The sequence below is a fragment of the Streptomyces sp. NPDC037273 genome, assembly GCF_055603625.1.
Window position 1 is genome coordinate 191,658 of sequence record NZ_JBVJVO010000015.1, and the last position, 19,940, is coordinate 211,597.

Here is a 19,940-nt window from a genome sequence, read left to right on the forward strand (position 1 = left end):
TGCGACTCCTGGCGGTCCCTGTACTCGCGCGGACCGGCCGCCGCCGACAAGATGGTTCACAGTTGAACTAACGGAAACGGCGGGAGAGAACCATGGGCGCGGGACAGTCGGTAGTGGTCTACGGGGCGTACGGGCACACCGGGCGGTTCGTGGTGGCAGAGCTGCTCGAACGGGGCTTCGTACCGGTGCTGTCCGGGCGGGACGCGGCGAAGCTGGAGGCGCTGGCGGGGACGTACGGGAGCGTCCGCGGCGGTCTGGGCGTGCGGCCCGCCTCCGTCGACGACCCGGCGGCGCTCGACCGGGCGCTGGAGGGCGCGGCGGCCGTGGTGAACTGCGCCGGGCCGTTCGCGGTGACCGCGGGTCCGGTCATCGAGGCGGCGCTGCGGGCCGGGATCCCGTACGTGGACGTGGCGGCGGAGATCGAGGCGAACCTCGACACCTTCGCGCGGTACGAGGAGCGGGCGAAGGCCGCGGGGACGCTGGTCGTCCCGGCCATGGCCTTCTTCGGCGGCCTCGGCGACCTCCTCGTCACCGCCGCGATGGGCGACTGGGAGACGGCCGACGAGGCCCACGTGGCCTACGGCCTGAGCGGCTGGCACCCCACCGCCGGCACCATCGCCGCCGGCGCCGTCTCCCGCGAGCGCCGGGACGGACGCCGGATCGTGTACGCCGACGGCCGCATCCAGCACCGCACCGACGCGGCCCCGGCCCTGGACTGGACGTTCCCCGAGCCGATGGGCCCGAGGCCCGTGATCGGCGAGTTCAGCATGGCCGACATCGTCACCGTCCCGAGCCACCTCGCCGTCCCCGAGGTCCGCACCTACATGGCCGTCGAAGCGGCCCGCGAGCTCACCGCGCCCGACACCCCGGCGCCCACCGCCGTCGACGAGCGGGGGCGGTCGGCGCAGACGTTCCTCGTCGACGTCGTCGTCCGCTCGGGCAGCGAGGAGCGGCGCGCGGTCGCGAGCGGCCAGGACATCTACGCGGTCAGCGCGCCGCTCGCCGTGGAGGCCCTGCGCCACATCCTCACGGGGCGGACGAAGGCGGTCGGCGTCGCCTCCGCCGGCGCGGCCTTCGACGCGCCGGCCTTCCTCCGCGACCTGGCCCCGCACATCACGTACGAACCGGTCGGCTGAGCCCGCGGGTTCAGGACGTCTCCGGCTCCCCGTCGGCGGTCTCCGCCGACGGGGGTTTGGCGTAGAGGACCTCGCGGGCCTGCTCGGCGGCGCGCATGATGCTCTCGGAGACGAAGTCGAGGAAGCGGGCGACGTTCTCCAGGCGGACGGCGGCGGGGGTCTCGGAGCCGAGGACGCCGACGCCCTGCCGGGCGATCTCGACGATCTGGGCGGTGGACCGGGCGCTGGCGACCATCGACTGGTACCAGATGTCGTCGTCGACGACGTAGCGGTCGCGTCGGCGTTCGTCCCGCTCGCGGCGGACGAAGCCCTGACTCTCCAGGAACGCGATCGCCTTGGAGATGGACGCCGGGCTGACCTGGAGCCGCTCGACGAGCTCGGACGCGGTGAGGCTGCCCGTGTCCGTGAGGGTGAGGCAGGCCATCACCCTGGACATCATCGCCGGCATGCCGGAGCCCGCGAGGACGGCCGTGAACGTCTCCTCGTACGCGCGCATGGCCTCGGGGTCGCGCCCGTGCGGCTGCGGGAGCGCCTCCGGGCCCCGGGGCGCGGCCTGCTTGCGCCGGTGGGCGCGGCGTTCGGTGGCGCGGTGGGCCACCTCGGCCCGGTAGGCGGTGGGGCCGCCGTTGCGCATCACCTCGCGCGTGATGGTGGAGGTGGGCCGTTCGAGGCGGCGGGCGATCTCCGCGTACGCGAGGCCGTCGGCCAGACCGACTGCGATCTGCTGGCGTTCGGGCTGGGTGAGTCGGCCTCCCGGCATCACGGTCTCCTTCGATGTGCTTCCTGCGAGGCACTTCCTGCGCTCTGACGCCTCAGCATAGCGTTCACCCTCAATCCATTGCAATGGATTGGAGAGGTGACGTTGCATTACATCCAGGACCATTGCAATGAATTTCCGGCTCTGACCTGGGATTTCAACGTTCCTACGCAACGAAGTCGTTGCCAGAGCCTCGAACGCAACGTAGCTTTTCCTTCATCGGAAAGAGCGGGACGGCAAAGAGCCCGCCACTGAGAAGGAGCAGAGAAATGCAGCAGTTCGCCACCCCCGCCGCCATCGCCACCGTCCTCGACATCCCCGCCGGCAACATCCGCCTCATCGCCGCCGACCGCGCCGACACCACCGTCGAGGTCCTCCCGGCCAACGCCGGCAAGAGCCGCGACGTGAAGGCCGCCGAGCAGATCACCGTCGACTACACCGACGGCGTCCTGCGGATCGCCGCCCCCGCCGCCAAGAACCAGCTCTTCGGCAACTCCGGCTCCGTCGAGATCACCGTCCAGCTCCCGGCCGGCTCCCGCGTCGAGGCCAAGGCCGCCCTCGCCGAACTCCGCGGCGTCGGACGCCTCGGCGACGTCACCTTCGAAGCCGCCCAGGCCACCGTCAAGCTCGACGAGACCGCCGCCGCCCACCTCACCCTCCAGGCCGGCGACATCACCCTCGGCCGCCTCACCGGCCCCGCCGACCTGCGCACCCAGAAGGGCGCCCTCACCGTCACCGAAGCCCAGCGCGGCACCGTCACCCTCACCACCCAGCACGGCGACATCACCATCGGCGCCCCCCGCGGCACCTCCGCCACCCTCGACGCCGGCACCGCCTACGGCCGCATCAGCAACACCCTCACCAACGCCGAAGGCCCCCAGGCCGCGCTCAACATCCACGCCACCACCTCCTACGGCAACATCACCGCCCGCAGCCTCTGACCCACCCCGCACCGCCCCGCCCCGCCCCGAATTCCCCCAAGGAGCAACTCCCATGACCAACCCGGCCATCGCCGCGAACGGGCTCCGCAAGTCCTACGGCGACAAGAACGTCCTCGACGGCGTCGACCTGACCGTCCCCGAGGGAACCGTCTTCGCCCTCCTCGGCCCCAACGGCGCCGGCAAGACCACCGCCGTCAAGATCCTCTCCACCCTCATCGGCGCCGACGCCGGCCAGGTCCGCATCGCCGGCCACGACCTCGCCACCGACGCCCAGAAGGTCCGCTCCGCGATCGGCGTCACCGGCCAGTTCTCCGCCGTCGACGGCCTCATCACCGGCGAGGAGAACATGCTCCTCATGGCCGACCTCCACCACCTCCCCAAGAAGGAAGGCCGCCGCGTCACCACCGAACTCCTCGCCCGCTTCGACCTCACCGAAGCCGCCAAGAAGCCCGCCTCCACCTACTCCGGCGGCATGAAACGCCGCCTCGACATCGCCATGACCCTCGTCGGCGACCCCCGCGTCATCTTCCTCGACGAACCCACCACCGGCCTCGACCCCCGCTCCCGCCACAACATGTGGCAGATCATCCGCGAACTCGTCACCACCGGCGTCACCGTCTTCCTCACCACCCAGTACCTCGAAGAAGCCGACCAACTCGCCGACCGCATCGCCGTCCTCAACAACGGCAAGATCGCCGCCGAAGGCACCGCCGAACAACTCAAGCGCCTCATCCCCGGCGGACACGTACGACTCCGCTTCACCGACCCCGACACCTACCGCGCCGCCGCCACCACCCTCGCCGACTCGGCCCGCGACGACGAAGCCCTCGCCCTCCAGCTCCCCAGCGACGGCAGCCAGCGCGAACTCCGCGCCATCCTCGACCGCCTGGACTCCGCCGGCATCGAGGCCGACGAACTCACCGTCCACACCCCCGACCTCGACGACGTCTTCTTCGCCCTCACCGGCACGGCGGACATCCCGGGCCAGCAGAACCAGCCCGCCCCGTCCGTCTAGTCCACCCAGCCCACCCCGTCCGTCCAGTCCGCCCAGCCCACCCCGCAGAACCAGGAGAACCCCCGATGAGCACCCTGTCCCTCGCCCTCCGCGACTCGTCCACGATGCTGCGCCGCAACCTCCTCCACGCGCGCCGCTACCCGTCGCTCACCCTGAACCTGCTGCTCACGCCGATCATGCTGCTGCTGCTCTTCGTCTACATCTTCGGAGACGCGATGAGCGCCGGCCTCAGCGGCGGCGGAGGCCGCTCGGCGTACATCGCCTACATCGTCCCCGGCATCCTGATGATGACGATCGGCTCCACCGCCGTCGGCACCGCCGTCTCCGTCTGCACCGACATGACGGAGGGCATCATCGCCCGCTTCCGCACCATGGCCATCCACCGCGGCTCGGTCCTCTTCGGTCACGTCGCCGGCAGCGTCCTCCAGGCCATCGCGAGCGTCACCCTCGTCGGCGGCGTCGCCGCCGCGATCGGCTTCCGCTCCCTCGACGCCACCCTCGTCGAGTGGGTCGCCGCCTTCGGCCTCCTCGCCCTCGTCGCCCTCGCCTTCACCTGGATCGCGGTCGGCATGGGCATGGGCAGCCCGAACGCCGAGGCCGCCAGCAACAGCGCCACCCCGCTGATCCTCCTGCCGATGATCTCCAGCGCCTTCGTCCCGCTCGAGACGATGCCCGGCTGGTTCCAGCCCATCGCCCAGTACCAGCCCTTCACCCCGGCCATCGAGACCCTCCGCGGCCTGCTCCTCGGCACCGAGATCGGCTACAACGGCTGGCTCTCCGTCGCCTGGTGCCTCGCCCTCACCCTCCTCGGCTACCGCTGGTCCAAGGCCCAGTTCAACCGCGACCCCAAGTAACCGTCATGCACCCCCGGGCCCACCCGCCCGACCACCACCACCCCGAACCCCGAGAAGGCCCGACGCCACCATCATCCGATGGCAGCGCCGGGCCTTCCCCGTACAACCGCTCACACCAACCGGCTCACACCAGCCGTCTCACACCAGCTCGTCTCACACCCCGGCCGCGTACTCCTCCAACGCCTCCGTACGCGTCCGCCGCGCCACCTCCGCGAGCACCGGATTCGTCACCCGGTAGTAGTGCTCCGTCACCAGACCCCACGCCAGCGCCCAGCCCCGCCCCCGCGCCCAGGTCGCGTCATCGACCCCGGACGCCTCCCGGAACAACTCCCGCGTCCCGGCGGTCAGCAGACTCCACGCCGGCATCATGTCGCAGGCCGGATCACCGACCCCCAACCCCCCGAAATCGATGACGGCACTCAACCGCCCTTCCCGCGTCAGCAGATTCCCCGGCAGCAGATCGGCGTGCACCCACACCGGCTCCCCCTCCCACTGCGGCAGCCGCCCCACCGACTCCCAAGCCGCCAGCGCGAGTTCACCGTCCACAACCCCGTCCTCCGCGAGATCCCGTACGGCCCCGGGCAGCTGCCCCTCCTCCCACTCACCGACATGCCCACCCCGGAACGACACAGGCCCCCCACTCGCCCCGACCCCCCGCAGCGCCTTCCCGAACCGCCCCAACTCCACGGCCGCGTGCGCCAGATCGTCCACCGGCGCCTCGAAGGCGTCCCGCCCCTCCAACCACCGGTACACCGACCACGGCAGCGGAAACCCCTCCCCCGCCTCCGCCCGCCCCACCGGCACCGGAACCTCCAACGGCAACCCCGGCGCCAACACCGGCAACCACCGCTGCTCCTTCTCCACCTGCCCCGCCGCGTACGGCACCCGCGGCAACCTCACCACCAGCCCGTCCCCCAGCCTGAACATCGCATTGTCCGTCCCCGCCGACTCGACCCTCCGCACCTCCAGCCCCGCCCACTCCGGAAACCTCCGGGCCACGAGCCGTTCGACGAGCGCGCTGTCGATGTCGATTTCATCGGGATGCATCTTGGTGGCTGCCATGGCGCGGAGGCTAACCAGCTGCGCAGACACCGGGCCAGCGATATTCGCGTGCCCGGGACGGCCTAGACGGGCAGCGTCCAGCTCGGTCCATCGGCGGCACCCAGCCATACGCGTTGGGCGTCCCGTGTGATCGTCATGCCGAACTCCGACAGATGCGGTGAGCCGTGACGCCGCCAGGTCTCGACGGCTTCCTCGATGGCGTCCCACAGCCTGAGCGGACCGCGCTGGGTCACGGTCCAGCCGCCGCCGACGGGGCGGGTTCGGGCCTGGGACCCCGTGGCCACGTCGAGCAGGATCTGCTCGTCTCCCGCCCCGAGCCGTTCGGCCGACGGCGCGGCGAGCTGCGCCACGAACCTGCCCGACCATTCGTCGAGCAGAGTGGGGTCGATACGGCTCGGGCGCTCGTCACCCGGCAGCAGCTCGACAGGCCCGTGCGGGGGGCGCTCGTGGGGACGCGCCATCATGAACGAGGTGTACCCGGGCAGGAAGCGGCCTGTCGCACCACCGTCGCCGTCGGCGGTCAGGAGCACGAGCCCGTGGCCGAACCCCCAGCCCGCCAGCGTCACGAGCAGCGTTCCCCCCTCCTTGACCTGCCGCAGCAGCCCGTACGGGACGTGTCGCATCGAACAGAAGGCGAGCACGACGTCGTACGGGGCGCTCTCGGCGTGCCCCCGCAGTCCGTCGCCCGTGATGAGCGCCGGACCGTAACCGGCCTCGGCGAGGCCCTTCCGCGCGCGCTCCGCGGCGTCCCGGTCGGTCTCGATCGCGGTCGTGTGCTCCTCGCCGGCGATCTCGCAGACACACGCCGTCGAGTAACCGGTACCCGCTCCGACGATCAGCACGTCCTTCCCCGCGGCGACTCCGCTCTCCTCGATCATCCACAGGATGAGCCCGGGGAGGGTCGACGACGAGGTCGGCGTGCCTCCGGTGACCGGCCCGGGGCCCGCGTGTTCGGCGAGGACCCCGTCGAGTTGCGTCACCCACGTGGTGTTCTCGTAGGCGAGCCGAAGCCACTCACCGACGGGGAGGTCCTCGCGGCGCACCGGGCTCCAGACCGTGACGCCCGGGGGCTCACTCGCCGTGTAGACGGCCGACCCGAGGAAGGTCTCGCGGGGGACGGTCTCGGCGGCGCGGCGCACGTCCGCCGTGCGCAACAAGCCGTCGGCGACGAGCTGTTCGGCCATCCGGCGGCGCAGGCTCGCGGCGGTATCGGCGATGTCAGCGGTCATGCGTGGTCCCCTTCTGGAGAGTGGTCGCCAGCGCGCTCGCGATGGCGCGGCTCGTGTCCTCGTCGACGAAGGCCCATTGCCCGTTCGGGTTGCACTCCAGGAACCACCATCGGCCCTCACCATCGAGTGCGAAGTCGAAAGCTGCGAAGGTGAGTCCGAACGCGTGAAGGTAGGCACGGACGGCGTCGCCGACGGCAGCCGGCACCTGGAGCGGGGAGCAGGTGATCAGGCGTTGGTCCTGCCGCCAGTCGAGGTGGTCTCCGTCCGTGTCGATGCGTGTGGATCTCGACGACAGGTTCGGCGGCCGGATGGCCCGGCCCATGGCGGCGGCCTTCCTGGTGAACACCATCGTTCCCGCGCTGAGGGCGACGGCTTCGGACGAGGTGAGACGGGCCTTGTGCTCGGCCGCGGCGGACCACTGCTATCTGACCGGATACATGGCGATGGACGAGCGTCAGGACGGGCTGGCCCAGGCGTACTACACCAAGGCGCTCGAACTGGCGGGTGCGGCGGGCGACCACCTGACGTACTGCACCACTCTGCGGGGCATGAGCGTGCAGGCCGTCGATCTCGGCCACGGCCCTCTCGCCCTGCGTCTCGCGGACGCGGCGGCTGCGGCGTCCCCGCAGGCAGGGCCGAGGATGCGCGCGTTCCTGGCGGGGCAGCAGGCCCATGCCACGGCGCGGACCGGGGATCGTGCGGGGGCGCTGATGCGCCTCAGGGAGGCCGAGTCTGCGATGGAGAAGGCGGAGTCGAGCGCGAAGGCGTTCGGGTCGTACGACCCGTCGGCGCTGAACTATCACGCGGGGCAGGTGCGTGGTGAGCTCGGTGACGTCGCAGGGGCGATCGCGTCGCTGGAGCTGGCGGACCGGCTGCGTGAACCCGTGTACCGCCGCACGCGGGTCCGGTACAACGCGATGCTCGCGGAGCGGAAGCTGGCCGTGGGACGGCTGGACGAAGCGTGCGTCGAGTGGCACCGCGTCCTGGACGACTACCCGCACGTCCGGTCCGGCCGCTGCGACGACCGGGTCCGGAACATGCTGTCTCTCCTGCGCCCGCACCTCGGCAACGCCCACGCGAGAGAGGTCTTCGAGCGCGGTCGCCCCTTGCTGCAGGCGTGACGTGGTGGAGGGGCCGCGCGGCAGGCGGACCGCCGTCGGCGGTGACCCCTCCTACCAAGCTCTACGCGTCCAGTGCCTCGCGCCACGTCCGTACGGCTTCGGGGGAGACGGGGGAGGTCCAGCCGTGGGGGCGGGCGGCGCCGCCGATGTGGAAGGCGGTGAGGCCGGCGGAGCGGAGGTGGGGGAGGTGGTCGAGGCGGAGGCCGCCGCCGACGAGGATCTGGGGTTCGTAGCCGGGTTCGCCGGTGCGGGCGGCTTCGGCGACGAGGGTGGGGAGGCCGTCGTCGACGCCGGTGGCGGAGCCGGCGGTGAGGTAGGTGTCGAGGCCGGGGAGGTCGGCGAGGCGTTTGCGGAGGCCGTCGCGGTCGGCGGCGCGGTCGATGGCGCGGTGGAAGGTCCAGCGGGCGCCGTCGAGGACGGCGATGAGCCGTTCGACGGCGACGAGGTCGGGTGCGCCGTCGGGGGTGAGGAAGCCGAGGACGAACTCGTCGGCGCCGGCGGCGCGCAGTTCGTGGGCGCGGGCGACGAGGGCGTCGACGTCACCGGCGGCGAAGCCGTCGGCGAGGCGGAGCATCACGCGCAGCGGGATGTCGACGGCGGCGCGGATCGCGGTGAACGCCGCCGTGGACGGGGTGAGCCCGTCCGCCGCCATGTCGGTGACGAGTTCGAGCCGGTCGGCGCCGCCGGCCTGGGCGGCGACCGCGTCTTCCTCGTCGAGGGCGATCACCTCAAGGACTGCACGGTTGATCATCGCGGCCCATTCCTCCATGAATGACGGCTAATAGGTCTAGTCCAATGACCAGACTAGCCGTGCGCGTGGCCCGCCGCACCGTGCGTGGCCTCACCAGCTGCGGGAACAGCGGTCTTTCCGGCTCCGGTGGTGACCGTGAAGGCGGCGGTGCGGACCTTGCCCTGGTGTTGGAAGTCCAGGAAGAGACGGTACGTGCCGGGGCTGGGGGCGGTGGCCGTGAAGGAGACGTCGGGGCCGGGGCCACCCTCGTTCGGGTGTACGTGGAGGTAGGCGAGGTCGCCGGCGCGGAGGGCGACGAGGTGTCCGTAGGCGCCGAGGTAGGGCTGGAGGTCGGTGACCGGCTTGCCGGCCTTGGTGACGGTGAGGCGGAGCTCGCCGGCCTTGCCGGGGTCGAGGGTGCCGCCGAGCCGGACCTGGTAGCCGTCGACGGTCGCGGTCGGGGCGGCGGCGGGCAGCGGCCGGGGGGTGTACGTCCCCGCGACGGCGAGGTCGGCGCCGAGGGTGACGGCCTTGGCGCCGGGCGTGGCGGGCTTGAAGTCGGCGAAGGCCTTGTAGCCGCCGGCGGCGGGGAGGTCGGCGTCGACGGACCAGGTGCCGTCGGCGGCCTTGACGGGGTGGAGGTGGCGGAAGGTGTTGAGGTCGCGTGAGGCGACGATGAAGTGCAGTTCCTTGCCGTGCTCGGTGGTGAAGGCGGTGACCTTCTTCCCGGCGGCGTCCTTGATGGAGAACTTCAGGACGCTGCGGCCCGCGGCGGGGGTGGGGGTCTCCAGGGCGAGCGTGTAGCCGTCCTGGGAGACCTGGAGGCCGCCGGGGAGGTCCGCGGCGGTGGCGGTGCCGGTGGTGGCGCCTTCCTCGTGGCCCGCGTGGCCGCCGGCCGCGGGGCTCTTCGAGGGCGTGGGGGCGGCGGCGTGCTCGCCGTGGCCGGCCTTCTGCGGTTCGTCGACGGGCCCGACCCCCTTGCCTACCCCGTACGCGGTCCCGAAGGTCGCGGCGAGCGCGGCGGCAAAGGCAGTGATCTTCACTCCGGTGTTCATGACTGCTCTCCCGTGCGTGGGTGGGGCCGGTGAGGGCCCGTGCTGGCCGTTCGATGCACTTCACCATACCCCTGGGGGGTATCAAGTCAAGTCGGTTCGACACTTGCGCCGGATACCATGGGGGGGTATACATGGAGCCGACGAAGGGATACCCCCCAAGGGTATCCAGTGACCCTGATCGACGGAGGACACCATGGGTTCCTGCTGCACCCCCGACAACAGCTGCTCCACCGGCAACGACGGCACCACCGCCGTGGCCATCGCCGAGAGCACCGTCACCGTCTACGCGGTCTCGGGCATGACCTGCGGCCACTGCAAGTCCGCCATCACCAAGTCCGTCAGCGCGCTGGACGGCGTCCTCTCGGTCGACGTCGACGTCGCCGGCGGCCTCGTCACCGTCACCACCGGCGGCGAGCCCGACGACGCCGCGATCACCGCCGCCGTCGACGACGCCGGCTACGAGCTCACCGGCCGCGCCTGACCGACGCCGCGCCACCGGTCCGCCGCACCTGACCGGACCCGCACGACCCGGTCGGCCACGCCACCGCCGCACCACCCCGGCCGCCGGGACCCGCCCACCACGCCCGGGTCCCGGCCCCCGACCCCGCACTCACGAGGAGCAGTACTCATGACAACGACCACTCCGGGCACCGCCCAGGTCGAGCTCGCCATCGGCGGCATGACCTGCGCCTCGTGCGCGGCCCGTATCGAGAAGAAGCTGAACCGGATGGACGGGGTCGAGGCCACCGTCAACTACGCGACGGAGAAGGCGAAGGTCACGTTCGACGCCGACATCGACGTCGCCGCCCTGATCGCCACCGTCGAGGCCACCGGCTACACCGCCGAGGAGCCCGCTCCCCCGAAGAGCGACGACGGCAGCGGCGGCCCCTCCGACGAGGAGATCGCGGACGCGGAGCTGCGGCCGCTGAAGCAGCGGCTGGTCACGGCCGTCGCGCTCGCGGTGCCGACGATCCTGATGGCGATGGTCCCGGCGTTCCAGTTCGAGTACTGGCAGTGGCTGAGCCTCACGCTCGCCGCGCCGGTCGTCGTCTACGCCGCCTGGCCCTTCCACAAGGCCGCCTGGACCAACGCGAAGCACGGCGCGGCCACCATGGACACGCTGATCTCGGTCGGCACGATCGCCGCGTTCCTCTGGTCGCTGTGGGCGCTGTTCTTCGGCACCGCCGGCACGCCGGGGATGACGCACCCCTTCGAGTTCACGATCGCCCGCACCGACGGCGCCGGGAACATCTACCTGGAGGCCGCGGCCGGCGTCACCGCCTTCATCCTGGCGGGCCGCTACTTCGAGGCCCGGTCGAAGCGGAAGGCGGGCGCGGCGCTCAAGGCGCTGATGCAGCTGGGCGCGAAGGAGGTGACCGTCCTCAAGGGTGGTCGGGAAGTCACCGTGCCCACCGCCGAACTCCAGGTCGGGGACCGCTTCCTGGTCCGCCCGGGCGAGAAGATCGCCACCGACGGCACCGTCGTCGAGGGTTCGTCGGCGGTCGACGCGTCCATGCTGACCGGCGAGTCCGTGCCGGTCGAGGTCTCCGTCGGCGACTCCGTCACCGGCGCCACCCTGAACGCCGGCGGGCGGCTGGTCGTCGAGGCGACCCGCGTCGGCTCCGACACCCAGCTCGCCCGGATGGCGAAGCTCGTCGAGGACGCCCAGAACGGCAAGGCGGCCGCCCAGCGCCTCGCCGACAAGATCTCGGCCGTCTTCGTGCCGGTCGTCATCGCGCTCGCCCTCGGCACGCTCGGCTTCTGGCTGGGTACGGGACAGGGGCTCACCGCCGCCTTCACGGCCGCCGTCGCCGTGCTGATCATCGCCTGCCCCTGCGCCCTCGGCCTGGCCACCCCGACCGCCCTCATGGTCGGCACCGGCCGCGGCGCCCAGCTCGGCATCCTGATCAAGGGCCCGGAGGTCCTGGAGACCACCCGCAAGGTCGACACGATCGTCCTGGACAAGACCGGCACCGTCACCACCGGCCGCATGACCCTCATCAAGGTCCACACCGCCGAAGGCACCGACGAGAGCGACGTCCTGCGCCTGGCCGGCGCCCTGGAGCACTCCTCGGAGCACCCGATCGCCCAGGCCGTCGCGACCGGCGCCGCCGCCAGGGTCGGCACCCTGCCCACCCCCGAGGACTTCGCCAACATCCCCGGGCTCGGCGTGCAGGGCGTCGTCGACGGCCACGCCGTCCTCGTGGGCCGCGAGAAGCTGCTCGAAGAGTGGGCCATGGAGCTCCCGGCGGCGCTCAAGTCCGCCAAGGACGCGGCCGAGAAGGCCGGGAAGACCGCCATCGCGGTCGCCTGGGACGGCGAGGCCCGCGCGGTCCTCGAAGTCGCCGACGCGGTGAAGGAGACCAGCCCCGAGGCCATCCGGCGGCTGCGCGCCCTCGGCCTCACCCCGATCCTGCTCACCGGCGACAACAAGGCGGTCGCCGAGGCCGTCGCCGCCGAGGTCGGCATCGACGAGGTCATCGCGGAGGTCATGCCGCAGGACAAGGTCGACGTCGTCAAGAGGCTCCAGGCGGAGGGCCGTTCGGTCGCCATGGTCGGCGACGGCGTCAACGACGCCGCCGCGCTCGCCCAGGCCGACCTGGGCCTGGCGATGGGCACCGGGACGGACGCCGCGATCGAGGCCGGCGACCTGACCCTCGTACGGGGAGACCTGCGGGCAGCGGCCGACGCCATCCGGCTCTCCCGCAAGACCCTCGGCACGATCCGCTCGAACCTCTTCTGGGCCTTCGCCTACAACGTGGCCGCCCTGCCGCTCGCCGCGGCCGGACTGCTCAACCCGATGATCGCGGGCGCGGCCATGGCCTTCTCCTCGGTCTTCGTGGTCGGCAACAGCCTCCGCCTGCGGGGCTTCCAGGCCGCCGACCGCTGACCCCTGTGAATCCCTGAACCCCGAGGAGCCCGTCGTGGCCGGTTACGGACAGCACAAGGAAGACATCATCAGACGCCTGCGCCGCATCGAGGGCCAGGTCAGGGGGGTGCAGCGGATGGTCGACGAGGACGTCTACTGCATCGACGTCCTCACCCAGGTCTCCGCCATCAACGCGGCCCTCCAGTCCTGCGCGGTGGCCCTCCTGGACGAGCACCTGAGCTGCTGCGTCACGGAGGCCATCGCCCAGGGCGGGGACCAGGCGAAGGCCAAGGTGGGCGAGGCCTCGAAGGCCATCGCCCGGCTCATCAGGACGTGACGGGAAGACGGTCGGGACGGTGACGGGAACCCCCCTTGTTCGCGAGGGGGGTTCCCGTCACCGTACCCCTGGGGGGTATACCTGAGCGGTGTCGGCGGCCCGTACGATGAGCCGCCCATGGCAGGAGGGGGAGCCACGTGCGCCGGCTGGGAGAGCTGGAGGCCGAGATCATGGACCGGTTGTGGGCGTGGCAGCGGCCCGCGACGGTCCGCGAGGTCGTCGACGACATCAACCGGGGCCGCCGGGTCGCCTATACGACGGTGATGACCGTCGCGGACATACTGCACCGCAAGGGCTGGCTCCGCCGCGAGAAGGCCGGGCGGGCCTGGCTGTACGAGCCGGTCCGCGGCCGCGAGGAGTACACGGCGGGACTGATGCGGGACGCCCTCGGCGACAGCCAGGACCGCCCGGCCGCCCTGCTCCGGTTCGTCGAGGTCATCTCGGACGAGGACATGGAGGCCCTGGACGCGGCCCTGCGCGCCGCGCGCGGCGGCACGGGCGGCGAACCGGCCGGGGGCCCCGCGTGAGCCACCACGTCCTGGTGCCGCTCGGGCTCGTGCTCCTGACCGGCTTCGTCGTCCCGTGGCTGGTCGCCCGGGCCCGCTGGGCCCAGCAGGTGCCCCGGCTCGCGCTCACCGTCTGGGCCGCCTGCGGCGCCGTCTTCACCGGCGCGAGCGCCCTGGTCCCGGCCCAGCTCGTGCTGCCGAACGCCAGCAGTCACCGCCTCACCGACATGGCGCTCACTCTCCGACTCCCCACCCCCGCGCAGCTGTTCGCCCTCGAAGGCCGCGAGCTGCTCGCCCTCGCGCTCTTCCTCGCCGTCCTCTCGGTGCCCACCCTCGCCTTCGCCCGCCGGCTCGCCCGGGCCCGCCGCATCCGGGTGCGGCACGCGGGGGTGCTGCGGCTCGTCGGCCGGTACGACCCCGAGCTGCGCGCCACCGTCCTCGACGACGAACGGCCCGCGGTCTACTGCCTGCCGGGCCGCTCGCGCCGGGTCGTCGTCTCCTCGGGCGCGGTCGACACCCTGACCCCCGCGCAGCTCGCCGCGGCCCTCGCGCACGAGCGGGCGCACATCACCGGCCGCCACCACCTCCTCGTCACCGCGTCGGAGGCCTTCGCGGCGGTCCTGCCGCGCCTCCCGCTGGCCCGCGGCGGGGGCAGCGCCGTACCGCTGCTGCTCGAAATGGCCGCGGACGACCGGGCCTTGCGGCGGTGCACCCGGGACGCGCTGGCGACCGCGCTGTACGCGCTGGCCTCGGGACGGGCCCCGCGGTCCGCGTTCGCCGCGGGCGGCCCTTCTGCGGCGCTGCGGATGCGGCGCATCCTCACCCCGTACAGCGCCGGACACCCCGTGCTCCGCGGCCTGTTCACGATCGCTTCGGCGGCCCTCGCGATGGCGCCTCTGGTCTTCGCCTGCTGCTCATTCCCCCCGTAATGGCGAACGCCACTATTTACTAAGCGAATTCGTAGATTTCGCATCGGTCACGAGCACCCGAATTCACCGCTATCGTGGGTACGTTGGGGCTCGGACTCGATACGTCGAAGGGTGCACAACCAATGCAGATCGCTGGCGTTCGCACGGCAGCGGCCGGCGACGCGACGACGATATCCAGACTGCTTGCCGACATCATCCGGAGCAGCTACGCCGGAATACTGGACGAAATCCCGATGCGGCGGCTGATCTCGGCCCAATGCGCACTCCCCCGCATCCGCGCGGAAATTGAAATACCGGGAGGCGCGCCCGGATGGCTCGGCTGGCTCGTCGCCACCGACACCGCGGGCACGGTCGTCGGCGTGGCCGCCGGCGGCGTCCCCGTACCGGGCGAGGGCGAGGTCTACGCCCTCGCGGTCGCCCCCGGCTCGCGCCGCACCGGAGTCGGTACGGCCCTGCTCGCCGCCGCCACCGACCGCATGCGCGCCTACGACGCCCGCGAGCAGCGCGTGAAGCTCCCCGTCGACACCGACCCCGCCCTCCCCTTCTACGCCCACCAGGGCTTCGCGCCGCTTGAGGACCCGGCCCGCCTGAGCCGGCACCTGGGCTGACGCTCCCGCCCCGGCGGAGATCCCCCCGAGGATCCGCCGAGGATCCCCGCGGGCCGTGGCAGATCCACGCCATCGCGTGTTCACGCAGCCCGATCCGGTGGATCGGGGGTCGTTCGCCAGGTCACGATGGGTGCAGCGGCGCGGTCCCGGCGGCACGGGTACCTCGTCCGGACGGCACGGACCGAGCGAGCCCCTGGAGGAGCGGATGCACACACCGAGCGGCACTTCCCTGCCCGTCGTGCCCGCAGCGCTCGCACCGGTCCTGCCGTCCCGATACGGCCGGGTGACGGAGCCCGCGCCGGGGGCGGGGGTGCGGGTCACCGCGGACACCCTGCCCGGACTCGAATCGGTCGCACCGGCCGACGAGAACTCCGTGTGGCTGCACGACGCCCTGCTCGGCCCGCACAGCGCGGACATCGTCCGGTACCTCAGCCTCGCCCGCTCCACCGGCGGACCCGTCCTCGACCTCGGCTCCGGCGCCGGGCGGCTCGCCGTCCCGTTCGCCCGCCACGGATTCGCCGTGGAAGCCGTGGACCGGGACGCCTCCGCACTGGAGCGCCTCGAAAGCTGGGCGCACCGGATCGGCCCACAGGTCGCCGGCCTCGTCGTCACGCACCGGGCGGACCTCGCCGAACTGCGGCTCGACGGCAGCTACCGGCTCGCGCTCCTCGCGGGCGCGATGGTCTCGGCCGTACCGCCGGCCCGGCGGCCCGGGCTGCTCCGCGAGGTCGCGGCCCATCTGGAGACGGGCGGGGCGCTCGCCCTCGACTACACGGCGCACCGGCTGCCGGGGCTGATCGCGGAGCCGCAGCGGACCTGGGCGTTCCAGGTGCCGCGGTTCGACGGGATCGACGAGTGGGTGGTGGCGCGGCAGGTCTTCGACCTGCCGTCGATGAGCGAGCGGATCACGTACTACGCGGCCCGCACCGGCAAGCTGTCCACCGAGCGGGTGGTGCTGACCACGGACAAGTGGATCGTCGACCCCGAGCGGCTGGCGGCCGAGCTGCACTCGGCGGGCCTGCACATCGAGGGCCGGCGGCGGCACCGGATCGACGACCGGACGGAGAGCGTGCTCCTCGTGTGCCGGACGGACGAGTGACGCCGGACGAGTGACGCCGGACGAGTGACGCCGGACCAGTGACGCCGGACCAGTGACGCCGGACGAGTGACCGGATCGGTTTCCGGACGGCCGACGGACACCTCACCAGGTTGACGAGCAAGAGGTACGATGCCCACAAAAGTTTGAGCCGACCAGGTGGCGGGCGGAGAAGATGGCAGTCGTGGAAGAGCTGACGGGCCGCGAGGCGGTGATCCAGCGCCTGCGCGACGTCGGCCTGCGGGTCACGGGCCCGCGCCTCGAAGTGCTCACGGTGCTCGCCGCCGGCGGTCATCTCGACGTCGAGGCGATCACCGCGGCCGCCCGCGAGCGGCTCGGGACGCTGACCAGCCAGGCCGTGTACGAGATGCTGCGGCACTTCCAGGAGACCGGCCTGGTCGGCAAGTTCGACCGGCCCGGCCTGCCCGCCGTCTTCGAGATCTCCGGGCCGCCCCACCAGCACGCCCTGTGCACGAACTGCGGCCGGGTGGAGAACGTCACCGCGACCGTGCCCGAGCCGCCCCGCCGGGCCCTGCCCCAGTGGCGGGTGGACGACGCCGAGGTCGTGTTCAAGGGCCTGTGCCCCGACTGCCGGGCGAGCGCCGAGACCGCCTGAGGGGCGGTCAACTCCGTGCGTGTCGTTCGAATTTGTGGCAGGGTCTAGCGGGGCGATTCATCAGGGGTCCGGTGGGATCCGAGGGGAGTCTGCTGCGCCGTGTCCAGAAACGCCGCCGTCACCCGTGTGGGCAGCGACCAGGCTCTCGCCGTGTACCAGGAGCTCCGGGCCCGTCCCGACGCCGGATTCGACGAGGTCGCGGAGTGTTTCGGCCTCTCCGCCGACGAGCGGGACCGATGTCGCCGCGAACTCTCCTCCTTAGGACTGACCGGCCCCGAGGACCCCGCGGCCCCGCACGCCCCGGCCTCCGTCGTCGACCCCGACGTCGCCCTGCTCCGGCTGCTGCGGCGCGAGCGCGACCGGCTCCAGGACCGGCTCGCCGCCACCAGCCGCGCGCACACCGCGATCGAGGCCCTCGCCGGTCCGTTCCTGCGGGCCGGGGCCGCCCCGTGCTCCGAGGTCGAGGTGGAGATCGTCACCGACCCGCAGCGGGTGGGCCGCGAGCTGACGGACCTGACGGAATCGGTCCGTACCGCCGTCCACGTGATGCACACCGGCTCCGTGCGCCGCGAGGAGATGGCCGCCGAGCTGGAGCGGGACCGCTCCCGGGCGGCCCGCGGGGTGCGGATCCGCGCGATGTACAGCCGCCGGGTCGGGACCGTTCCCGAGATGACCCAGCACCTGGCGGACCGGGCGGCGCTCGGCGTCGAGCTGCGGCTCTCCTCCGTCGTCCCGATGAACATGGTCCTCGCCGACGAGAACTTCGCCCTCCTGCCGACGGACCCGCACGACCCCGACTCGCCCGTCATCCTGGCCCGCGGCCCCGGCCTGGTCCGCTCCTACCTCGCTCTGTACGAGTACTGCTGGCAGGCGGCCTCGCGGTACGGCGAGGAGCCGGGCGAGGCGGGCGGCGACGGCCTGTCCGACCAGCAGCGGGCCGCCCTGCACATGCTGGCCTCCGGCATCAAGGACGAGCAGATCGCCCGCAACCTCGGCGTCTCGCTGCGGACGGTCAGCCGGCTGCTCTCCGAGGTGATGCAGGAGCTCGGGGCGGCCAGCCGCTTCGAGGCCGGCGTCAAGGCCGCCCGGCTCGGCCTGCTCGACGGCGAGGGGTCGGAACCCGGGGCCTAGTACGAGGAGTTCACATGGCACGGAGCACACGCACGAGCCGCGCGAGCCGGACGGACCACTCGGGGCGCGCGGACCGCACGGGCTGCACGCACTGCACGACGGACACCCGCCGGGCCACCTGACACGGGGAGGGCGGGGCGACTCGGAGGATGAGGGGGTCACTTCGCCATGGTCATTGGGGGCGACGGCATCGGGGACGGCACGACCGGCGTCGGGGACGGGGCGAGCGGCGTCCTCCTCGCCGTGTACCAGGAGCTGCGCCGCCGGGGCGTCTCGGACTTCGAGGAGGTCCGCAGAGCGCTCGGCCTGGCCCCGGAGGAGTACGAGCGATGTCGCGCCGAACTCCTTTCCCTGGGTCTCGTCGTGCCGACGGGCCAGGCGCACGCCACCGTCACGGCCGTGCAGGACGGCAGCTGGCGGTCCGAGACGGACACGGTCGCCGCGATCGACCCCGAGATCGCGCTGCTCCGGCTGCTCGAACGGGAGCGGGAGCGGCTGCGCGAGCACCTGGCCGAGGCCGACGAGGCGTACAGCACCCTGGAGATCCTGGCGGGTTCGTATCTGCGGGCGGAGGCGCTGACCCGGGCCGAGGCGCATGTCGAGGCGCTGACCGACTACCGCAGGATCCAGCAGGCCATCGAGGACATCACGGACGTGATGCAGGAGAGTTCGGCTTCGCTGCACCCGGGCACGCCGGGCCGGCAGAACCCGGACCGGATGCTCGACCGCGACCGCCGCCAGATCGCCAACGGGGTGCGGGTGCGCGCCATCTACGGCCGGCACGAGGCCACCGACCCGTACATGGAGAAGCTGCTCGGGCAGCGGGCGGAGCTGGGCGTGGAGATCCGGCTCGCCCCCGTCGTCCCGATGAACATGATCATCGCGGACCAGCAGTTCGCGCTGGTCCCGATCCGCCCCGACGAGCCCGGCGAGGGCGCGATCCTCGCGCGCGGCAGCGCCCTGGTGCGGCCGTATCTGAGCCTGTACGAGCACTGCTGGCACACGGCGACCCCGTACGGCGTCGAGACGACCACGGAGGCGGGCGGCGACGGCCTGTCCGAACAGCAGCGGGCCGCGCTGCACATGCTGGCCTCGGGAATGAAGGACGAGCGGATCGCGCGGACGCTCGGGGTGTCGCTGCGGACGGTCAGCCGGATGATTTCCGAGTTGATGCAGGAACTGGGCGCGACGAGCCGTTTCGAGGCGGGGGCGCGCGCGGTGCGGCTCGGCTGGCTGGACTGAGGAATGCGACATGCGTGAGGCCCCGTGATCGTGGCAGCGATCACGGGGCCTGGTGTTGCGAAAATGCGTGGGGAATTCCCCTGGAATTGTTCTCAGTTGGTGGGGCTGGGGGTGGGCTTCGGCGGGGCGACCGGCCAGCCGTTGTCGTCCGCGACGCCGGCGACGGTCTGCGGGTCGACCGGGGCGCTGTCGGGGGAGACGGCGTAGGCGGCGCCGCCCGCGACGGCCATACAGGCCACGGCGGCGACCAGGAGCTGACGGATGGCCTTGCTGATGCCGGTGTTCTGCGCGGACATGCTTTCCTCCAGGATTCGGAATGTGCGTTCCGCCTTCCGGGGGCCCGTGCCGCCGGGCGTTCCCTGAAGACATCTCCATACTGTCCCGGCCTCGAGAACGAATCCAGGGATACTCGCTGCGTGGACCCGCCATGGCGTGGATGCGTCAATGCGCCATTCTCACAACGGAATTGAGGCATCCGGAGCTCGCCATACCTTTGGTCGAACCAAAAGAGATGCTAGACTTGTGCTACGGCCTTCTCGTTCCTCCAGGAGAGGGAGGCCGCCGGGGGGGGGGGGGGGGGGGGGGCCCGCCCCCCCCCCCCCCCCCCCCCCCCCCCCCCAAAAAAACCCCCCCCCCCCCCCCCCCCCCCCCCCCCCCCCCCCCCCCCCCCGCGCCCCCACAAAAGAAAGGCAACGCGCCGAGCAGG

22 protein-coding genes are annotated in these 19,940 nt (G+C 72.3%); 15 read left to right on the forward strand and 7 right to left on the reverse strand.

Annotated elements, in window-relative coordinates; all coding sequences use genetic code 11:
• Nucleotides 1-92: 92 nt before the first annotated feature.
• Nucleotides 93-1,136: a saccharopine dehydrogenase family protein gene (locus ACZ7G1_RS31600; RefSeq protein WP_470880513.1), complete on the forward strand. Its 1,044-nt coding sequence runs from the start codon at nt 93-95 to the stop codon at nt 1,134-1,136.
• A gap of 10 nt (nt 1,137-1,146) precedes the next feature.
• Here the strand turns inward: ACZ7G1_RS31600 and ACZ7G1_RS31605 are convergent, their stop codons facing one another.
• Complete coding sequence (locus ACZ7G1_RS31605) at nt 1,147-1,896, reverse strand: GbsR/MarR family transcriptional regulator (protein WP_470880511.1); 750 nt, start codon at nt 1,894-1,896, stop codon at nt 1,147-1,149.
• 266 nt (nt 1,897-2,162) lie between these two features.
• On the opposite strand from ACZ7G1_RS31605, the gene ACZ7G1_RS31610 reads away from it, so the two are divergent.
• The 3 genes from ACZ7G1_RS31610 (at nt 2,163) to ACZ7G1_RS31620 (ending at nt 4,703) form a co-directional block, all read left to right on the forward strand.
• Nucleotides 2,163-2,834, forward strand: coding sequence for a DUF4097 family beta strand repeat-containing protein (locus tag ACZ7G1_RS31610; protein WP_471204322.1), 672 nt, complete (start codon nt 2,163-2,165; stop codon nt 2,832-2,834).
• Nucleotides 2,835-2,886: 52 nt separating this feature from the next.
• Complete coding sequence (locus ACZ7G1_RS31615) at nt 2,887-3,849, forward strand: ATP-binding cassette domain-containing protein (RefSeq protein WP_470882443.1); 963 nt, start codon at nt 2,887-2,889, stop codon at nt 3,847-3,849.
• Between the two features lie 65 nt (nt 3,850-3,914).
• The gene (locus tag ACZ7G1_RS31620; RefSeq protein WP_470882444.1) at nt 3,915-4,703 is read left to right on the forward strand and encodes an ABC transporter permease; all 789 of its coding nucleotides are present in this window, start codon (nt 3,915-3,917) and stop codon (nt 4,701-4,703) included.
• A gap of 153 nt (nt 4,704-4,856) precedes the next feature.
• Here the strand turns inward: ACZ7G1_RS31620 and ACZ7G1_RS31625 are convergent, their stop codons facing one another.
• The 3 genes from ACZ7G1_RS31625 to ACZ7G1_RS31635 all read right to left on the reverse strand — a co-directional run bounded on the left by ACZ7G1_RS31625 (nt 4,857) and on the right by ACZ7G1_RS31635 (nt 7,343).
• The gene (locus ACZ7G1_RS31625; protein ID WP_470882446.1) at nt 4,857-5,765 is read right to left on the reverse strand and encodes an aminoglycoside phosphotransferase family protein; all 909 of its coding nucleotides are present in this window, start codon (nt 5,763-5,765) and stop codon (nt 4,857-4,859) included.
• A gap of 62 nt (nt 5,766-5,827) precedes the next feature.
• Nucleotides 5,828-6,994 carry an ATP-grasp peptide maturase system methyltransferase gene (gene tgmC, locus ACZ7G1_RS31630; protein ID WP_470882448.1) on the reverse strand — a complete coding sequence of 389 codons (1,167 nt, stop codon included), beginning with the start codon at nt 6,992-6,994 and terminating at the stop codon, nt 5,828-5,830.
• Entirely contained in the window at nt 6,984-7,343 is a 360-nt protein-coding gene (locus ACZ7G1_RS31635; protein ID WP_470882450.1) for a hypothetical protein, read from the reverse strand. Before ACZ7G1_RS31635 ends, tgmC begins: the two co-directional genes overlap by 11 nt.
• A 46-nt stretch (nt 7,344-7,389) precedes the next feature.
• On the opposite strand from ACZ7G1_RS31635, the gene ACZ7G1_RS31640 reads away from it, so the two are divergent.
• Nucleotides 7,390-8,115 carry a transcriptional regulator gene (locus tag ACZ7G1_RS31640; protein WP_471204325.1) on the forward strand — a complete coding sequence of 242 codons (726 nt, stop codon included), beginning with the start codon at nt 7,390-7,392 and terminating at the stop codon, nt 8,113-8,115.
• Between the two features lie 61 nt (nt 8,116-8,176).
• Here ACZ7G1_RS31640 and ACZ7G1_RS31645 read toward each other — a convergent pair whose 3' ends face one another.
• Together ACZ7G1_RS31645 and ACZ7G1_RS31650 are read right to left on the reverse strand one after the other, a co-directional pair.
• Nucleotides 8,177-8,866 (reverse strand): copper homeostasis protein CutC, encoded by a 690-nt coding sequence (locus tag ACZ7G1_RS31645; protein WP_470882454.1) that lies wholly within the window; start codon nt 8,864-8,866, stop codon nt 8,177-8,179.
• A gap of 53 nt (nt 8,867-8,919) precedes the next feature.
• A complete protein-coding gene (locus ACZ7G1_RS31650; RefSeq protein ID WP_470882456.1) occupies nt 8,920-9,900 on the reverse strand; it encodes a hypothetical protein in 981 nt (326 codons plus the stop codon).
• 193 nt (nt 9,901-10,093) lie between these two features.
• Between ACZ7G1_RS31650 and ACZ7G1_RS31655 the strand changes: the two genes are divergently transcribed.
• From ACZ7G1_RS31655 to ACZ7G1_RS31700, 10 genes are all read left to right on the forward strand, one after another.
• Complete coding sequence (locus tag ACZ7G1_RS31655) at nt 10,094-10,381, forward strand: heavy-metal-associated domain-containing protein (protein WP_470882457.1); 288 nt, start codon at nt 10,094-10,096, stop codon at nt 10,379-10,381.
• Nucleotides 10,382-10,528: 147 nt separating this feature from the next.
• Nucleotides 10,529-12,790: a heavy metal translocating P-type ATPase gene (locus ACZ7G1_RS31660; protein ID WP_470882459.1), complete on the forward strand. Its 2,262-nt coding sequence runs from the start codon at nt 10,529-10,531 to the stop codon at nt 12,788-12,790.
• Between the two features lie 34 nt (nt 12,791-12,824).
• The gene (locus ACZ7G1_RS31665) at nt 12,825-13,106 is read left to right on the forward strand and encodes a metal-sensitive transcriptional regulator (RefSeq protein WP_384873482.1); all 282 of its coding nucleotides are present in this window, start codon (nt 12,825-12,827) and stop codon (nt 13,104-13,106) included.
• 137 nt (nt 13,107-13,243) lie between these two features.
• On the forward strand, nt 13,244-13,633 hold the full coding sequence (locus ACZ7G1_RS31670; protein ID WP_470882462.1) for a BlaI/MecI/CopY family transcriptional regulator: 390 nt from the start codon (nt 13,244-13,246) through the stop codon (nt 13,631-13,633).
• On the forward strand, nt 13,630-14,541 hold the full coding sequence (locus ACZ7G1_RS31675; protein ID WP_470882464.1) for a M56 family metallopeptidase: 912 nt from the start codon (nt 13,630-13,632) through the stop codon (nt 14,539-14,541). The genes ACZ7G1_RS31670 and ACZ7G1_RS31675 overlap by 4 nt, the downstream gene beginning before the upstream one ends.
• Nucleotides 14,542-14,663: 122 nt before the next feature.
• Nucleotides 14,664-15,149 (forward strand): GNAT family N-acetyltransferase, encoded by a 486-nt coding sequence (locus ACZ7G1_RS31680; RefSeq protein WP_470882465.1) that lies wholly within the window; start codon nt 14,664-14,666, stop codon nt 15,147-15,149.
• Nucleotides 15,150-15,387: 238 nt separating this feature from the next.
• Nucleotides 15,388-16,248, forward strand: a complete 861-nt coding sequence (locus tag ACZ7G1_RS31685; RefSeq protein ID WP_470882467.1) for an SAM-dependent methyltransferase — start codon at nt 15,388-15,390, stop codon at nt 16,246-16,248.
• 172 nt (nt 16,249-16,420) lie between these two features.
• Entirely contained in the window at nt 16,421-16,861 is a 441-nt protein-coding gene (locus ACZ7G1_RS31690; protein WP_470882469.1) for a Fur family transcriptional regulator, read from the forward strand.
• A gap of 99 nt (nt 16,862-16,960) precedes the next feature.
• Nucleotides 16,961-17,992, forward strand: coding sequence for a helix-turn-helix transcriptional regulator (locus ACZ7G1_RS31695; protein WP_470882471.1), 1,032 nt, complete (start codon nt 16,961-16,963; stop codon nt 17,990-17,992).
• Nucleotides 17,993-18,160: 168 nt separating this feature from the next.
• Complete coding sequence (locus ACZ7G1_RS31700; protein WP_470882473.1) at nt 18,161-19,234, forward strand: helix-turn-helix transcriptional regulator; 1,074 nt, start codon at nt 18,161-18,163, stop codon at nt 19,232-19,234.
• 92 nt (nt 19,235-19,326) lie between these two features.
• Here the strand turns inward: ACZ7G1_RS31700 and ACZ7G1_RS31705 are convergent, their stop codons facing one another.
• Nucleotides 19,327-19,530, reverse strand: a complete 204-nt coding sequence (locus tag ACZ7G1_RS31705) for a hypothetical protein (RefSeq protein WP_470882474.1) — start codon at nt 19,528-19,530, stop codon at nt 19,327-19,329.
• Nucleotides 19,531-19,940 lie beyond the last annotated feature (410 nt).

What these genes read in the sequence shown, in the direction of transcription:
- ACZ7G1_RS31600 (WP_470880513.1), top strand. Translation starts at nt 93, where the DNA reads ATGGGCGCGGGACAGTCGGTAGTGGTCTACGGGGCGTACGGGCACACC.
- ACZ7G1_RS31605 (WP_470880511.1), bottom strand. Translation starts at nt 1,896, where the DNA reads ATGCCGGGAGGCCGACTCACCCAGCCCGAACGCCAGCAGATCGCAGTC.
- ACZ7G1_RS31610 (WP_471204322.1), top strand. Translation starts at nt 2,163, where the DNA reads ATGCAGCAGTTCGCCACCCCCGCCGCCATCGCCACCGTCCTCGACATC.
- ACZ7G1_RS31615 (WP_470882443.1), top strand. Translation starts at nt 2,887, where the DNA reads ATGACCAACCCGGCCATCGCCGCGAACGGGCTCCGCAAGTCCTACGGC.
- ACZ7G1_RS31620 (WP_470882444.1), top strand. Translation starts at nt 3,915, where the DNA reads ATGAGCACCCTGTCCCTCGCCCTCCGCGACTCGTCCACGATGCTGCGC.
- ACZ7G1_RS31625 (WP_470882446.1), bottom strand. Translation starts at nt 5,765, where the DNA reads ATGGCAGCCACCAAGATGCATCCCGATGAAATCGACATCGACAGCGCG.
- tgmC (WP_470882448.1), bottom strand. Translation starts at nt 6,994, where the DNA reads ATGACCGCTGACATCGCCGATACCGCCGCGAGCCTGCGCCGCCGGATG.
- ACZ7G1_RS31635 (WP_470882450.1), bottom strand. Translation starts at nt 7,343, where the DNA reads ATGGTGTTCACCAGGAAGGCCGCCGCCATGGGCCGGGCCATCCGGCCG.
- ACZ7G1_RS31645 (WP_470882454.1), bottom strand. Translation starts at nt 8,866, where the DNA reads ATGATCAACCGTGCAGTCCTTGAGGTGATCGCCCTCGACGAGGAAGAC.
- ACZ7G1_RS31650 (WP_470882456.1), bottom strand. Translation starts at nt 9,900, where the DNA reads ATGAACACCGGAGTGAAGATCACTGCCTTTGCCGCCGCGCTCGCCGCG.
- ACZ7G1_RS31655 (WP_470882457.1), top strand. Translation starts at nt 10,094, where the DNA reads ATGGGTTCCTGCTGCACCCCCGACAACAGCTGCTCCACCGGCAACGAC.
- ACZ7G1_RS31660 (WP_470882459.1), top strand. Translation starts at nt 10,529, where the DNA reads ATGACAACGACCACTCCGGGCACCGCCCAGGTCGAGCTCGCCATCGGC.
- ACZ7G1_RS31680 (WP_470882465.1), top strand. Translation starts at nt 14,664, where the DNA reads ATGCAGATCGCTGGCGTTCGCACGGCAGCGGCCGGCGACGCGACGACG.
- ACZ7G1_RS31690 (WP_470882469.1), top strand. Translation starts at nt 16,421, where the DNA reads ATGGCAGTCGTGGAAGAGCTGACGGGCCGCGAGGCGGTGATCCAGCGC.
- ACZ7G1_RS31700 (WP_470882473.1), top strand. Translation starts at nt 18,161, where the DNA reads ATGGTCATTGGGGGCGACGGCATCGGGGACGGCACGACCGGCGTCGGG.
- ACZ7G1_RS31705 (WP_470882474.1), bottom strand. Translation starts at nt 19,530, where the DNA reads ATGTCCGCGCAGAACACCGGCATCAGCAAGGCCATCCGTCAGCTCCTG.